Annotated in this window: 11 protein-coding genes; 4 read left to right on the top strand and 7 right to left on the bottom strand. The window is 59.5% G+C overall.

Features of this window, described 5'->3' with window-relative positions:
- Positions 1 to 97 precede the first annotated feature (97 nt).
- On the top strand, positions 98 to 1,723 hold the full coding sequence (locus Mal15_RS02195) for a sulfatase family protein (protein WP_233903235.1): 1,626 nt from the start codon (positions 98 to 100) through the stop codon (positions 1,721 to 1,723).
- A gap of 254 nt (positions 1,724 to 1,977) precedes the next feature.
- On the opposite strand, the gene rlmKL is transcribed toward Mal15_RS02195, so the two are convergent.
- Positions 1,978 to 4,209, bottom strand: coding sequence for a bifunctional 23S rRNA (guanine(2069)-N(7))-methyltransferase RlmK/23S rRNA (guanine(2445)-N(2))-methyltransferase RlmL (rlmKL, locus tag Mal15_RS02190; RefSeq protein ID WP_147866249.1), 2,232 nt, complete (start codon positions 4,207 to 4,209; stop codon positions 1,978 to 1,980).
- 429 nt (positions 4,210 to 4,638) lie between these two features.
- On the opposite strand from rlmKL, the gene Mal15_RS02185 reads away from it, so the two are divergent.
- Entirely contained in the window at positions 4,639 to 4,905 is a 267-nt protein-coding gene (locus tag Mal15_RS02185) for a DUF3311 domain-containing protein (RefSeq protein WP_147866248.1), read from the top strand.
- Positions 4,902 to 6,488: a sodium:solute symporter family protein gene (locus Mal15_RS02180; protein ID WP_147866247.1), complete on the top strand. Its 1,587-nt coding sequence runs from the start codon at positions 4,902 to 4,904 to the stop codon at positions 6,486 to 6,488. The genes Mal15_RS02185 and Mal15_RS02180 overlap by 4 nt, the downstream gene beginning before the upstream one ends.
- 463 nt (positions 6,489 to 6,951) lie before the next feature.
- Here Mal15_RS02180 and Mal15_RS02175 read toward each other — a convergent pair whose 3' ends face one another.
- The 4 genes from Mal15_RS02175 to Mal15_RS02160 all read right to left on the bottom strand — a co-directional run bounded on the left by Mal15_RS02175 (position 6,952) and on the right by Mal15_RS02160 (position 11,558).
- Positions 6,952 to 7,926: a BPSS1187 family protein gene (locus Mal15_RS02175; RefSeq protein WP_147871806.1), complete on the bottom strand. Its 975-nt coding sequence runs from the start codon at positions 7,924 to 7,926 to the stop codon at positions 6,952 to 6,954.
- 95 nt (positions 7,927 to 8,021) lie between these two features.
- Positions 8,022 to 8,402: a Uma2 family endonuclease gene (locus Mal15_RS35050; protein ID WP_390623524.1), complete on the bottom strand. Its 381-nt coding sequence runs from the start codon at positions 8,400 to 8,402 to the stop codon at positions 8,022 to 8,024.
- Entirely contained in the window at positions 8,294 to 9,685 is a 1,392-nt protein-coding gene (locus Mal15_RS02165) for a tetratricopeptide repeat protein (protein ID WP_147866245.1), read from the bottom strand. The genes Mal15_RS35050 and Mal15_RS02165 overlap by 109 nt, the downstream gene beginning before the upstream one ends.
- Before the next feature lie 310 nt (positions 9,686 to 9,995).
- Complete coding sequence (locus tag Mal15_RS02160) at positions 9,996 to 11,558, bottom strand: sigma-70 family RNA polymerase sigma factor (protein WP_147866244.1); 1,563 nt, start codon at positions 11,556 to 11,558, stop codon at positions 9,996 to 9,998.
- A gap of 928 nt (positions 11,559 to 12,486) precedes the next feature.
- Between Mal15_RS02160 and Mal15_RS02155 the strand changes: the two genes are divergently transcribed.
- Positions 12,487 to 13,011 carry a TFIIB-type zinc ribbon-containing protein gene (locus tag Mal15_RS02155; RefSeq protein ID WP_147866243.1) on the top strand — a complete coding sequence of 175 codons (525 nt, stop codon included), beginning with the start codon at positions 12,487 to 12,489 and terminating at the stop codon, positions 13,009 to 13,011.
- 60 nt (positions 13,012 to 13,071) lie between these two features.
- On the opposite strand, the gene Mal15_RS02150 is transcribed toward Mal15_RS02155, so the two are convergent.
- Together Mal15_RS02150 and rnhA are read right to left on the bottom strand one after the other, a co-directional pair.
- A complete protein-coding gene (locus Mal15_RS02150; RefSeq protein ID WP_147866242.1) occupies positions 13,072 to 13,602 on the bottom strand; it encodes a type 1 glutamine amidotransferase domain-containing protein in 531 nt (176 codons plus the stop codon).
- Positions 13,603 to 13,611: 9 nt separating this feature from the next.
- Positions 13,612 to 14,070, bottom strand: coding sequence for a ribonuclease HI (gene rnhA, locus Mal15_RS02145; RefSeq protein ID WP_147866241.1), 459 nt, complete (start codon positions 14,068 to 14,070; stop codon positions 13,612 to 13,614).
- Positions 14,071 to 14,216: the final 146 nt, after the last annotated feature.

Genomic DNA, 14,216 nt, shown 5'->3' with positions numbered 1-14,216 from the left:
GGATTTGTGCGCGGTGCGGGGAGTGGCTAGGATCAAGGGCTTCGCCAACCTGCCCGCCCCCCCTGACTGCCCTCGGGACCCACCAATGATTGCTTCGATGATCACTCTCCGAAAAAAAACGGCACGACATGCTTGTTGTCCATCGCGTCCGTTTTTGATGCTGGCCTTGTCATTTTGCAGCCTGGTCACCCTGACATCGCTCACGGTCGCCGCCGAAACGGATCGGCCCAACATCGTGTTCATCTTTACCGATGACCACTGCACCCAAGCGCTCAGCGCGTACGATCCGACGCGGATCACAACGCCCAACATGGACCGCATCGCCCGCGAGGGCATGCGGTTTGACCGCTGCTATGTGACCAACGGGATCTGTGGCCCAAGTCGGGCGGTCATTCAAACCGGAAAGTACAGTCACCTGAACGGTTTCATCCGCAACGGCAATCGGTTCAATGGTGACCAACAGACGTTTCCCAAACTGCTTCGCGCTGCCGGGTACCAAACCGCGGTCATCGGCAAATGGCACCTTGCGACCACGCCGCAAGGGTATGACTACTACGATGTCTTGAAAGGCCAAGGCCCCTACTACAACCCGCCGATGATCACCGAGGGGGCCGAAGGGCAACCGGTGACGCGTCCCCACACCGGGTACACGACCGAGATCATCACCGACAAGACGCTGGCGTGGCTGAAGGAGGACCGCGATCCCGAGAAGCCGTTCATGGTGATGTACCAGCACAAGGCGCCCCACCGAAATTGGATGCCGGCACCAAAGTACCTGAACTGGTTGGACGATGTGACGATCCCCGAACCGGAAACGCTGTGGGACGACTACACCGGACGCACCCAATCAGCCAGTCGTCAAACGATGACGATCAAGACCCACTTGAACGCGCGGGATTTGAAGCTGTCCGGATACGGCAACATGAACGACCAACAAAAGGTCGCCTGGGACGCCGCCTACGGTCCCAAGAACAAGGCGTTTGAAGCCGCCAGGGAGTCGATGACCGAAGAAGAGATCATCAAGTGGAAGTATCAGCGTTACGTTAAAGACTACCTGCGCTGTGTCAAAAGCGTCGACGACGGGATCGGGCAGGTCCTGGATTACCTGGACGAAAGCGGACTGGCTGAAAACACCGTCGTGATTTATTCCTCCGACCAGGGTTGGTACCTGGGCGAACACGGCTGGTTCGACAAGCGGTGGATGTATGAAGAATCGCTCCGCACCCCACTGCTGGTCCGCTGGCCCGGCAAGGTCGCCCCCGGATCGACCAACAACGACATCGTTTCCAATTTGGATTTCGCCGAAACGTTCCTGGACCTGGCCGGCGTCGAAGTGCCTGCGGACATGCAAGGTCGCTCCCTGGTTCCGTTGCTGCAAGGCAACACGCCGGAGGATTGGCGAAAGGTGTTCTACTATCACTACTACGAGAATCCCGGAGCGCACAACGTCGCGCGTCACTATGGCGTGACCGATGGGCGACACAAGCTGATTCACTACTACGCGCTCGAAGGCAAGAAGATCGATGACTGGGAGCTGTTCGATTTGAAAGCCGATCCGAATGAGCTGCAAAGTGTTTACGGAAGCACCGATTATGAGAGTGTGCAAGAGCGGTTGATGAAGCAGTTGGCCGCGGCACAGCAGCAGTTCGGGGTTCCGGAAGATTCGGATCCGGGTTCACCGCGGCGCAATCGCCAACCGAGGAACCGGGCGGGGGCGAGGTAAACGTCGGTGTGCGTGTGCTGGCACGAGGGGGAATCGGGAGGCGGGACGGGCTGTCGATTTAGTGAGCCGACGGCGCTAGCCGCGGGCCTAGCGGTGCCAGCATCGCCCTTCGAGGCCCGTGGCTAGCGCCATCGGCTCACTCTTGTTTCGGTTGCGATTAAATCGACAGCCCGGGGAGCCTCCGGGGCAGTGTGTTCCAAGGCGGAGCCCTGGAACAAGGATGGATGACGCTTCCCGCTGGCGTGTAGGGGCTGTTAGCGGACGATCCGCCAGCAGCGGTGGATGCGGCGGTTGCGAAAGTCTTCCGGCACGGTCTGTTTGGAGATCTCGTGACACTCCGACACGTCCAGGGCGTCCGGACCAAATTTGAAGCGTCGAAAGTTGGTGGAGAACAGAATCACGCCGCCTTTGCGGACCAACGGCAACAAACTTTGCAGCATCGGCAGCGCATCGGTTTGGACATTCCAATCTTTCTCGGTCTTCTTGCTGCGTGAGTAGGTCGGCGGATCGAAGACGACCAGATCGTAGCGTTCACCGGCGGGATGATCAGCGATGAATTGCTCGACGTCGCTGGCGATGAACGAATGCCCGTCTTGCCGTTTCGCGTCGATCAAGCCGTTGATCCGGAGGTTTTCCTTGGTCCACGAAAGGTAGGTGTTCGACAGGTCGACGCTGGTTGTTTTTCGCGCGCCGCCGGCGGCGGCATAGACGGTGAATGCGCCGGTGTAGCAAAACAGGTTCAGCACCCACTTGTCTTTGGCGAGATCACGGACCATCGAGCGGGCGATGCGGTGGTCGAGAAACAGCCCGGTGTCGACGTAGTCGTCCAAGTTGACGAGGAATTTCAGGCCACCTTCGTGGACGGCAATCCGGTTGCCCGTGTGATCGACCTTCTCATGCTGGGTGTTGCCTTTCTGGCGACCGCGGCGTTTGAAATGGATGTTCGCCGCGGGCACCTCCAACGTCTCGCCGGCCGTCCGCGCCATCAGGTCCAACCAGTTGGCGTGCTGGGCGGGATCACGGTCGTGGGGGCGTTCAAATTCGGTGATGTGCAAGTGGTCTTCGTAGCGGTCAACGATCAGCGGGATCTCGGGGATGTCGCGTTCGTAGATCCGAAAGCAGGTGATGTCGCGTTTTGTCGGCCAGCGTCGCAGGTGCTTGGCGCGTTTGCGCAGCCGGGTGGCAAACAATTCCGCCTGATGCGTCGCCTTGGCATCCAAGTGTCCGAACGCGGCCGGTCCGGCGGCGTGCGTGTACGGTTTTTCCCCAGACGCGGTTTGGTCACTCGGGGTGTCCTGCGGTTTCGCATCGGAGTCGCCGTGCACCGCTTCGACCTCTTCGTCCCGACCGCCGACGACGCGTTTAGGGCCATGGAACTGATAGTAGGTGCATTCGATTCGGCCGTTGTAGAGTTTTCGTCGCCGGTCGGCCTGGCGTCCGACGGCCCGTTCGAAATTCGGATAGGCGGTCAGAAAGTAGTGCGACCAGGTCGGCAACCCACGCAGCACCTCCGGCAAGGCGTGGTAGAGTGCATCGAGCTCTCGATCCTCGCCGATGCGTCTGCCGTAGGGCGGGTTGGTGATCAAACATCCGAAACGGCGTCGGCTGGTCAGCTTGAGTGCGTCGCCGGATTGAAAGTGAATCGAATCGGCCACGCCGGCGCGTTCCGCATTATCACGCGCCGCACGAAGAACACGGCCTTCGAGATCGCTGCCCAGGATCCGTTCTTCGATCGAGTCGAGTTGGGCCGCGATTGCCTGGCTGCGCAAATCGGGTAGCAGTGCCTTGGGGACCGTGGGCCAGGATTCGAAGGTGAAGTCGCGGTCGATCCCCGGAGCGATGTTGCGGCCGATGCGTGCCGCTTCGATCGGGATCGTGCCGCTGCCGCAGAACGGATCCAACAGCGGTCGATCGGGTTTCCAAAAGCTGAGCAGGACCATGGCCGCGGCCAGGGTTTCCTTCAGGGGGGCCTGGGAGATGTCGGTTCGGTAGCCGCGGCGATGAAGACTTCGCCCGGTCGTGTCGATGGTCAGCGTCGCGGTGTCTTTCAGTAACGCGACGTCGATCTTGAACAGGGGGCCGGTTTCATCCAGTGTGGTGGCCCGGTGGTCGCGGAGCATCGCGTCGACGATCGCGCGTTTGACGGTTCGTTGACAGGCCGGGACGCTGGAGAGGATTGATTTGATCGATCGTCCGGTGACCGGAAATTCGGCATCGATGGGCAACAGATCCCCCCACGAGATCGCCCGCACCGTTTCGAACAGGGCGTCGAAGTCTGCCGCGGGGAACTCGGCGACGCGGATCAGCACCCGGTCGGCACAGCGCAGTTGCAAATTCGCCAGCGCGATTGTTTCCAGGTCGCCGCGAAAGTGCACCCGTCCGGATTCGCCGATCGTGGCTTCGATTCCGAGCGTCTCCAGTTCACGGCGGACGATCGCTTCGAGTCCGAAGGCGCAGGTGGCGATAAGGTCGTGGGTCGATGACACGGGTTTTCACTTGGTTGAAGGGCAACGCCCGAGGATACCAGACCTGCCCGAGCGGGATAGGTGCTCGGTTCGGCGGGAGGTCGACCCGGATGCCTATTCTCACAGTCGTCGGTGTCTAGACGCGAGTCCAAGACCGCTAAGTTGAGCGTCGTTTTCTCGTCGCAGGGCCCGTAGGCTCGCGCCAAACGGCTGATACTCGTTTGACATCAGCCGGTTCGCGCCAGCGTCCGGGCGTCCGCGCTGAGCTTAACTGACGCGGTCTTGGGCTTTCGCCGATCCGCGCCGGCCAAAGGCGGCGTGGAGGGCGTCTTAAGGCTGAACACCAACGTTTTCGCCCCGGGTACCAGCGTGGTTGGCTGACGGGGTACACTCTTGGGCTCTCCCGCCCCGTTTCCCGCCTTTAGAAAACGATTTTCGATCGGATATTCAATGACGAGTTCCACGACTCCCAAATCCAACGGCATGTGGATCATCGCCGCGTTGGTGGTGCTGTTGCTGATTCTGCATCAGGACAATTGGTTTTGGACCGACGACACGCTGGTGTTCGGCTTCATTCCGATCGGCTTGTTCTGGCACGCCTGTATCTCCATCGGTGCCAGTTTGACATGGGCCTTGGCAACGGTGATCGCTTGGCCGTTGGATGACGAGGTGGTCGAAAAACTGGACGGGACTTCCAGCGAGGAGGCGGCGTCGTGAACCATCCAGGACTTCCCCAATTAATCATCATTCTGATCTACCTGGGACTACTGCTACTGCTCGGGCTGTCGTCCAGTCGGCTGTTCAAGGGCACCAAAGAAGACTACCAGGTCGCCAGCCACTCGATCGGTCCGTTCCTGCTTTTGATGAGTCTGTTCGGGACGACGATGACGGCGTTCGCTTTGGTCGGCAGCAGCGGCGAAGCGTTCAAAGAAGGCATCGGCGTCTACGGGATGCTGGCCAGTAGCAGCGGGATCATTCACTCGCTGTGTTTCTTCTTGATCGGGGTCAAGGTTTGGAAATTCGCGAGGCGACACAAGTACACGACTCAAATTGAGTTCTTTCGCGACCGACTGGAAAGCGACTTCATCGGACTGTTGCTGTTCCCCATCCTGGTCGGGCTGGTGGTGCCGTACCTGTTGATCGGTGTGATCAGCAGCGGGACGGTGATCCAGTCGTTGACCGCGGGTTTGGCCCCCAATGTGGAAATGTTTCAGGCGCTCACTCCCGACGGCAATCCGATCGTGGCCCTCAACGGCGGCGTCCCGCCCTGGCTGGGTTCGATGGTGATCTGCGTGGTGGTACTGATCTATGTGTTCTTCGGCGGCATGCGTGGGACGACCTGGGCCAACACGCTGCAAACGATCGTGTTCATGATCCTGGGCATCGTCACCTTTTACGTGATCGCGTCTCGCCTGGGCGGCCAAGACGGACTGATGGCGAACTTGCAGGCGCTGGCCGAATCCGTCCCCGAAGAGAAGATCACGCGGATGGAGATGAGCAAGACCAAGTTCTTTACGTACTTGTTAATCCCGCTGTCGGTCGGCATGTTTCCGCACCTGTTCCAGCACTGGATGACCGCCAAAAGCGCCAACACGTTCAAGGTGCCCGTGATTTGTCACCCGCTGTTCATCATGATCGTCTGGGTGCCCTGCGTGCTGGTCGGCATCTGGGCGACGGGCGAACTGATTCCGCCCAAACCGCCGCTGCCGAGCAATCCGAACACGATTCTGCCGTTCCTGGTCAAAACGCAAACCGGCAAGGTGCTCGGCGGATTGTTGGCCGCGGGAATTCTGGCGGCGATCATGAGCAGCTTGGACAGCCAATTCCTGTGCATCGGGACGATCTTCACCAACGATGTGTTGACGCACTACAAAGGCAAGGACAACGTCTCGGACGCACAGCAAGTCCTCTACACCCGGCTGTTCATCATCGGGATCGTCGCGATCACCTACCTGTTGAGCCTGGGGAACGTTAAAAGCGTGTTCGCGATGGGCGTGTGGTGCTTCAGCGGATTCAGTGCCCTGTTCCCGATCGTCTTTGCGGCACTCTACTGGCGAGGATTAACCGCGGCCGGCGCGATCAGCGGGATCCTTGCGGCGATCGTCAGCTGGAGCATCTTGTTCTACAAGGCGCTCGAGCAAGACGCGCTGCGGACGTTCGTGCTGAAGCTGCCCCTGGGAGGCGAGGAATACGAGATCATGCCGGTCGTCGTGATGTTGACCAGTTCGCTGGTCACGATGGTCGTGGTGTCGTTGGTCACGCCGAAACCGAGCGAAGAGACGCTGGCGCGGTTTTTCTAGCTGGACAACGCCATTTTTTTCGTAGCTACCTTCGCCAGAAGGTGGTTCCCCGACGCTTCTGCCTCGTTCCCAGGCTCCGCCTTGGAATGCACTGCAACCGTGGCTCTCGCCATGCACACCGCCTGCGACGACGAGGCGGAGCCTGGGCTGCGCAAAATCGTTCGATTCGTTTTTTTGTTCGTAAGATTTTGGCGCTTTCGATTCCGCTGCCCCCTCTTGGGATCAGCCGTTTGGCGCTAGCCTACGGGCCTCCATCGACGCTGCCCTCCTTTGACGCTGGTGCCCGAACGCTTGCGCGAATCGGCTGATGTCACTCGTGTTTCGTCGCCCGATGGCGGTTGTGAGTCGACCGTCCATCGTGGAATGATTTCGCTTGAGTTCTGAACCACCGCAGAATCCCGGTTCTGCGCAGCGTCTGGGAACGAGGCACGAAATCATGCACCCCCTGCCAGTGAGCGTGTTCTCAATCCTGGCGTTGCTCCTTGTCGCAGCCCTCGTCCAGCGGTGTTGCATCACCGACTTGGTCGACCGGGTGCGTGTAGAGATAACGCCAGACCGGTTCGTGCATGAAGGATCCGTCGGCCGGGTTCTTGTAGGCCCGGCTGCCGGGCTGGACGCTGCTGTGGGCTCGGCCGGCATCGCCACCGACGTCGAAATCGGTGATCAGCCGGCGGGTGTTGGAGTACGGGGGCTGGGTCTGGTCGACGTTGACGATCGGGCCGAACTTGTGCATCCCCAACAATTCCCAGCTGCGACAGTAATGGTCGCCGGTCCAACCGCCATCGAGCACGTGTGAAAAACCGAAGTAGCGGTTTTCAGGTGTCGCCGAGGGCAGGGCCTGCCAGACCTGGTGCTGATCCCGCGGGCCGCACAACGCCACCACGCGGCTCACTTTGACGTGCTTGGCGAAGCGGGCAGCGGTGGTGGATCCGTGGGAACTGCCCGAAACGATCACATCGTCCCAGCGAAGTTGCGACCCGTCTTCGGTCAAGAATTGGTCCCAGTTGCCTTCGGGATGCCTTTCACGGAGCCAACGGACAAATTGCAGCGAACGCTCCATCATGCCATCGGGCTTGGGAATGTCCACTTCGTCACTAAAGTCTTCTCCGGTTGCCGCCTCCAAGCGAATGTTGCCGCGACAATGTTCTCCGACCGGCGTCTGGCGGCAACAAATCGAAAACCATCGGTTCGCGTAGTGCGGCCGGATCACGTGCAGCCCATAGCTGTTCAAGCGATCGAACAGGGCCGTGTTGTTGCCCATCAACCAGATCACCAACTTGCCTTTGGCAGGAACGTTCGTGTCGACCGAGGCATGCTGGACGTCGGCCGGCCGGCCCTTGGCGTCTTCGATCAAGAACCCGATTTCGGGATGCGCTTTGCATCGCGGATCGATTTCACTGGCTCGGGCTTCCAACCGCGTCGGTCCTTCGTCCGCCATGGTGGAACCCGACGTGGTGATCAGGATCAGCGTTGCAGCGACGACGTCAAAAAGTCTTGGGTGTTTCATCAAGTGGTTCAGTTGCGGGGAGAATCTCATGGGAAAAAGCGGTTGCAATCGACGGTCAAAACGTAATCACCGCAGGGGCGCAGTTCGATCTGTCCTGCCGGCTTGGTCTGATGCCAATTGTCGTTTTGCTCGCGTGTCCACATCGCGATGCTGTTGTCATCGGGGTCCAGAATCAAATAGGTTCCCACCCGGAAATCGCGGTAGAGAGTCTGCTTGAAGGTGAGGTCACTTTCTCGAGTGGTTTCTGAAAGCACCTCAACGACCAACTTGGGAGGGGTCTGTACATGCCGATCCCATTCTATTTCAACGTTTGATGAGCGGCCTGGACGACGTCGCTCCAGTTGCCCATTTCGCGTTGGCGGACCAATCGCATGCTCGGGTACCAAGGGGTTTGATCGCCTTCGCATAACCAGCGCCAATCGGGAACCCGACCCAACATGACAGTGGTCGGAACGCCCAGTGCGCCGGCCAGGTGAGCGACCGAGGTGTCGGTGGTGACGATGTGGTCCAGGTTTTTCATCACCGCGGCGGTGTCGGTGAAGGCGCCGCCGCTGGTGTCGGTGTCATCTGGCAGTCGGCTGATCCTGCTGCCGAAATCGACTTGATCGAGTTGCTCGCTGCCGAATCCGAATTGCAAGCTGACCAGATGCAAGTTTTCATCTTCGCCCAGCAGTCGGAATTCCTCCAGCGCGATGCTGCGATACACATCGGCGTGGTGCTTGGGGTTGCCCTGCCATGCGATGCCGATTCGTTTTCGATGATCCTTGCCCATGGCGTTCTTTTCCATCCAGTGGTGCCAGTAGTTGACCAACGGATCGGAAACGTTCAGGTAGCCGCAGTGTTCTCCGCGTTGAAGGAAGCTTTCGGCGGCATAAGGCAGCGAGCCGTTGGCTTGATACCATCCGTCGACGGCATCAATAAAGGACGCGTGGTAATCCACCGGCGGCAGTTGGCTACCCACCGGCAGCAGCGTTTGCACCCCGTGCACCGACGTGAACAGCGGGATCATTTGCGGGTCGGTTTGCACGACCACGCGGGCGCCCTCGGCCGCCAACACGCTGGCGATCCGAATGAAGTGCATTTCGTCACCACGGCCCTGTTCGGGATACAGCAAGATTGAACGGCCCGCGATCGGCTCTCCCTTCCAAAGCGGGGCGTGCGTTTGTGGCCGCCGCAGCCCGCCCATTTTCCAGCGCCAACGGTATTCCTGCCAGCCGCGGTTGAAATCGCCCAACAGCAGGTAGATCACACCCAGATTGCGGTGCAATTCGGGATCTTCGGGCGCGATCTTCAGCCCTTTCTCATACCACTGCAGCCCCCGTTCGATTTCTCCGGACCAGATCCACAGCGTTCCACGGTTCTTGTAAACCGATAAATAGTTGGGATCGAGCGCGTGTGCCTTTTCGAAACAGGCATCACTTTCTTCGACATCGCCGGTCATCCGCAGCGAGTTGCCAAGGTTGTTCCAGGCGATCGGGAATTCGTCTTTGAGCGCCAATGCGGTCCGATAGGCGCTGATCGACTCGTGGTAGCGGCGCTGGTCAAACAACGCGATGCCGAGATAGACGTGCGCTTCGGGGTTGCGTGGGGCTTGCTTGATGACGTGCTGATACACGCGCAGGGCATCCTGGATCTTGCCGGCTTGGTGAACTTTCCAGCCTTGCGAGAGGACATCGGCGACGGACGGCATTGCGTTGAGCTGTCGTTGGGGGAGAGAGCGGAGACGAGGCTAATAATCTCGTATTCTATCGCCGCTTCGTTTTCGATTGGGCTGGACAGTCGCCGTCCTCTCCGAGGTCGGCGCGGGGTAAAGCTTCGCTTTTTCGAGTGCGCCAAGTTCGGAGAACACGGCGACTCTGCGAAGGCATCGGCAGGTGCGCGAATTGAGTTTCGGTCGACCGCTCGTTCACGCCGCATGACCTGAAGAAACAAGGGCGGCGATTTTTCAATCGTCGCCCTTGAAGCGTCATGGGGTGAAGAGCCGATTTGGATCGTCCCTGCTAATCCAGGAACCCGACCAGATCTTGGCTGCGGCTTGGTTGCTGCAATTTGCGAACCGCCTTGGCTTCGATCTGTCGAATCCGCTCGCGTGTGACCTTAAAGATGTGCCCGACCTCTTCCAGGGTGTAGCTGTAACCATCACCGAGTCCATAGCGAAGCTTGATGATTTCGCGTTCGCGATAGGAGAGCGATTTGAGCACGTTGGTGATCCGGTCGCGAAGCATTTCTTGCGTCGCGCCGATTTGGGGGCTTTCTGCGGTGCCGTCGGGCAGCAGGTCGCCGAACTGGCTGTCCTCGCTATTGCCGACCGGTCGGTCCAGCGAGATCGGGAAGCGGCTCATGGTGAGCACGCGACGCGCCTCTTCGACAGTCACATCGGCTCGGCGTGCCGTTTCTTCGATCGTGGGTTCACGTCCGAGTTCTTGCAGCAACTGGCGAGCGACGTTGCGAACGCGGCTCATCGTTTCGACCATGTGCACCGGAATCCGAATGGTTCGGCTTTGGTCGGCCACGGCGCGGGTGATCGCTTGGCGAATCCACCACGTCGCGTAGGTGCAGAACTTGAATCCACGACGGTATTCGAATTTGTCGACCGCCCGCATCAGGCCGGCGTTGCCTTCCTGGATCAGGTCCAGGAACGACAGTCCACGATTGCGGTACTTTTTGGCGATCGAGACCACCAGTCGGAGGTTTCCTTCGCTGAGTTCTCGTTTGGCCTGCTGGTACTCGGCATAGACCATTTTCAGCATCCGGACGCGATTGCGGAGCGACGTCGGGGTTTCCTGGCACGCGGTCAGGATTTGGCGTCGCTCGTGCAGCAGTGCGTCGCGGGTTTCGCGGCCGTGCTTGGTGCGTCGTTGGTCGCGGATCAGCGAGTCGATTTCGGCGATCCGGCGACTGAACTTGTCCAGCAATTCGATGCGGGTTTCGATCCGCTGGGTCCGCAGGCCCAATTCTTCGATCAAACGGACGGCGCGGCGGCGGCGGCGTGCCAGAGCCCGCCAGGCTTCCGCACGGCGGCGTTTGGAAGCGCTTTTGCTGAGTGCGACCTTCCAGTCGTGCTTGTTGCGTTTGAGCAGGGTTTGCAGGGTCAGCAGGTTGTGTGGCAGCCGGCCGATGATCTGTTCCTTTTCCAGCCGGTCGGTCACGGAGACCTGAACGGTGCGGTCGAACGGCAGCTGGCCGCGGTAGACCTTCTTCAGCGTCTTGTAGGCTTCGACCAAGACGTAATGGTTCTCGAGCAATTTGGTTCGGAACCGTCGACGCGTCTCTTCGATGCGTTTGGCCAATTCGATTTCTTGGCGACGGGTCAGCAAGGGGATTTCGCCCATTTGCGTCAGGTACATGCGGACCGGGTCGTCGGACCAAGTCTCCGCTTCCTCGACCGCCAGCAATTCGTCTGGACTGTCCAGTTGGACTTCACCTTCGGCCACTTGCGAAGGCGAACCCACGCCACCATCTTCCTCGTTCTCATCAATGGGAAGTTTGCGAAAGCCACCGGTCACCGCTTCGGCGGAATGTGCGGCGACGTCTTCAAATTCGTCCAAGAGGGTATCGAACAAAACTAAAACTCCAAGAGGAACAGTGCAGGGTATCTGTAATGAATGATGATCAGTGTGTCGGTTCGGCGTAGGGGTGATTTGGTGAAAATCACCAAACCGCTACTCCAGTTCAATGGGCGGGTTGCCAGTGGTCCAATTGCCAGTCATCCAATTGCCAGTGATCCAATTGCCAGTGATCAAACCGCATCGCCGGGTACCATGGCGAGCTATCCAACGGTGTGTGATTGAAATTCGCTGAGAAAACTCTACCACCCCCCTAACGCTTCCCTGGCGTCCGCGACCAATTGGAAAAACTTTCCAGTTGTCCCAGTTGATCTTGATTGAGTTGACTTTGCCGGGAGCGAGAAAGCGCACTGGCGCTGCTGCCCGTCACTCTCCCGTGCAAACTTTCCCCAAGCATGACCCTTGTCTTCACCTCGTGCCTTCACTTCACGCCGGTTGGGCAACCGATGACAGTAAACGAAAATGAACCGTCGAGTCGATTCTCGCGTACCACCTGAACCCGACCGAGCGGAATGGTTCCGCTTGATCAAAGCTTGGAAGTTGGACGCGAAGGTCTCTTTCGGTCGATGGGAATTCGTTCCTACCATCCACGCAACCATTGCTGGTGTTGGACTTCGACTTTCGCCATCCATGCCGTTCCCGACGTGTTCACGCCACCAATCTGAGTCGCAGATCCGATTCCACCGGATCGCTCGTACGAACAAACTAGTTCGCTATTTAGCCGCGGGTCATCGGGGATGTCCGACAGGCGTCGTGATCGCGGTCCATCGAGCAGAGAGACGGAACGTTTCTCGCTTAACGGGGGCGGTCAGTCCGGTGTGGGAGCGGCATGTATCGTGGCGTGATCGAGTACGAGTAAGATTTTAGTCCCGTCATCAGTCGGGTCCACCCGCAACAACTTCAAATCTTCTTCATATTTTAGCCGATGCACCTGCTATCTTGCCCAAATTGTCACGCTGAACTTTCGGTCACCCCTGCCCAGGCGGGTGACACCACGCCATGCCCCCATTGCCGCGGTGACGTGCCGATCCCAAAACTGGGTGAGCTGAGAAAACTGCCGCGCGTCGAAACGGGGGGCAGCGAGACGGCTCCGGCCACGGCGACCGGGGCCGGGGCGGTCGCGTTCGTCGCGCTCGCCTTGGTGGCCGTGGCGCTGCTCTTGGGGGCGGGATACAACGCTGTTCGCTGGGCAATGATCGAAACCACGACCACAACCGAATCTCACCTGCAGGAAGTCGAAGAGAGTTACGCGCGGGTGGAGCCGGCGTCGGTGGTGCTGGATTTTGAGGACATGGAAGTCCGCTCGCTCGATCTGGTGTCGCCGTACACCTACCACGCGGTTGTCACGGAGAAGGCGCGGTGGGGTTGGAACGCGGTGATCACCGCCGGTTTGGCTGTCGGCTGCGGCATCGCAGCGTTCGGCGCTGCGTCGTTGGGTCGCAAGGGTTGACCAACCGCGTCGGGTCACAAGGACACTTGGGCGGCGGTGTCCCGGGCGAGTGCGTTGTTTCTAATCGCAACAGAGCTTGATCAGCTCTCGACAGAAATCCGGCAGGTCATCGGGCCGACGGCTGGTCACATGGTTGCGGTCAACCACAACGGCGGCGTCCACGTAGCTTGCCCCCGCATTGATCAAGTCGTCTTTGATCCCCGGCGATCCGGTCACGTTGATGCCCCGGTAGACACCCGCGGAGATCGGGATCCAACCGCCGTGACATATCGCGGCGATCGGTTTGTTGGCGTCATGGAATGCCTGGACCAATCGCAGCACGACCGGGTCACGCCGCAGTTTGTCTGGCATAAATCCGCCAGGGACCACTAGTGCGTCAAAGGACGCTTCATCCATCGCATCGATCCGCGCATCGGAGACGCAGGGGTAGCCGTTTTTTCCCGCGTAGCACCGGTCCGCTTCGGGGCCGGCCACGGTGACCGCCGCACCGGCTTCGATCAAACGCAGTTTCGGGTACCACAGCTCCAGGTCCTCGTAGATGTCTCCGACCAGGATCAGCACGCATTTTCCCGCCAGCGGGGTCTCGTCCATCGTTGGTTCCTACTTCTTGACCAGATAGCGTTGATACGCGGCGACGGCCAACTGGTCGCAGCGTTCGTTTTCCAAGTGGCCGCTGTGGCCTTTGACGTGTTCGAATTTAATCCGGTGCGTTTGCATCAGCCGGTCCAACTCTTGCCACAGTTCGACGTTCTTGACGGGCACCAGTTTCGAACCGTCTTTTCGTTTCCAGCCGCGGCTCTTCCAACCCTTCATCCAGCTCTGCATGCCTTGCAGCACGTAGCTGCTGTCGGCGTACAACGTGACTTCGCAGGGCTCCTTGAGAGCTTTCAGGCCTTCGATCACGGCCTGCAATTCCATCTTGTTGTTGGTCGTCTGTGGATCACCGGCCGAGCGTTCGAGTTCCTTGTCGGTTTTGCCGCAACGCAGGATGAACGCCCAGCCTCCCGGGCCGGGGTTTCCGCTGCACGCGCCGTCGGTAAAAAGTTGAACTGGTTTCATCGGCAAGCTGCTAAGGGAGCGTCGTTTCTATCGGGCGAAGTCCATTTTGATCGGGCCAGGGTCCGTAGGCTCGCGCCAAACGGCTGATGATCGTTTGACATCAGCCGGTTCGCGCCAGCGTCCGGGCCCCCCGTCGAGCTTAACTT

The organism is Stieleria maiorica, assembly GCF_008035925.1.
Classification (GTDB): domain Bacteria; phylum Planctomycetota; class Planctomycetia; order Pirellulales; family Pirellulaceae; genus Stieleria; species Stieleria maiorica.
Note: the sequence above shows the minus strand (reverse complement) of the source record. Positions and strands in the feature narration are given on the sequence as shown.

Coding starts and splice junctions, on each gene's coding strand:
- Mal15_RS02195 (WP_233903235.1), top strand. CDS start 98: ATGATCACTCTCCGAAAAAAAACGGCACGACATGCTTGTTGTCCATCG.
- Mal15_RS02185 (WP_147866248.1), top strand. CDS start 4,639: ATGACGAGTTCCACGACTCCCAAATCCAACGGCATGTGGATCATCGCC.
- Mal15_RS02175 (WP_147871806.1), bottom strand. CDS start 7,926: ATGGCGGACGAAGGACCGACGCGGTTGGAAGCCCGAGCCAGTGAAATC.
- Mal15_RS35050 (WP_390623524.1), bottom strand. CDS start 8,402: ATGCGAAGGCGATCAAACCCCTTGGTACCCGAGCATGCGATTGGTCCG.
- Mal15_RS02165 (WP_147866245.1), bottom strand. CDS start 9,685: ATGCCGTCCGTCGCCGATGTCCTCTCGCAAGGCTGGAAAGTTCACCAA.
- Mal15_RS02155 (WP_147866243.1), top strand. CDS start 12,487: ATGCACCTGCTATCTTGCCCAAATTGTCACGCTGAACTTTCGGTCACC.
- Mal15_RS02150 (WP_147866242.1), bottom strand. CDS start 13,602: ATGGACGAGACCCCGCTGGCGGGAAAATGCGTGCTGATCCTGGTCGGA.
- rnhA (WP_147866241.1), bottom strand. CDS start 14,070: ATGAAACCAGTTCAACTTTTTACCGACGGCGCGTGCAGCGGAAACCCC.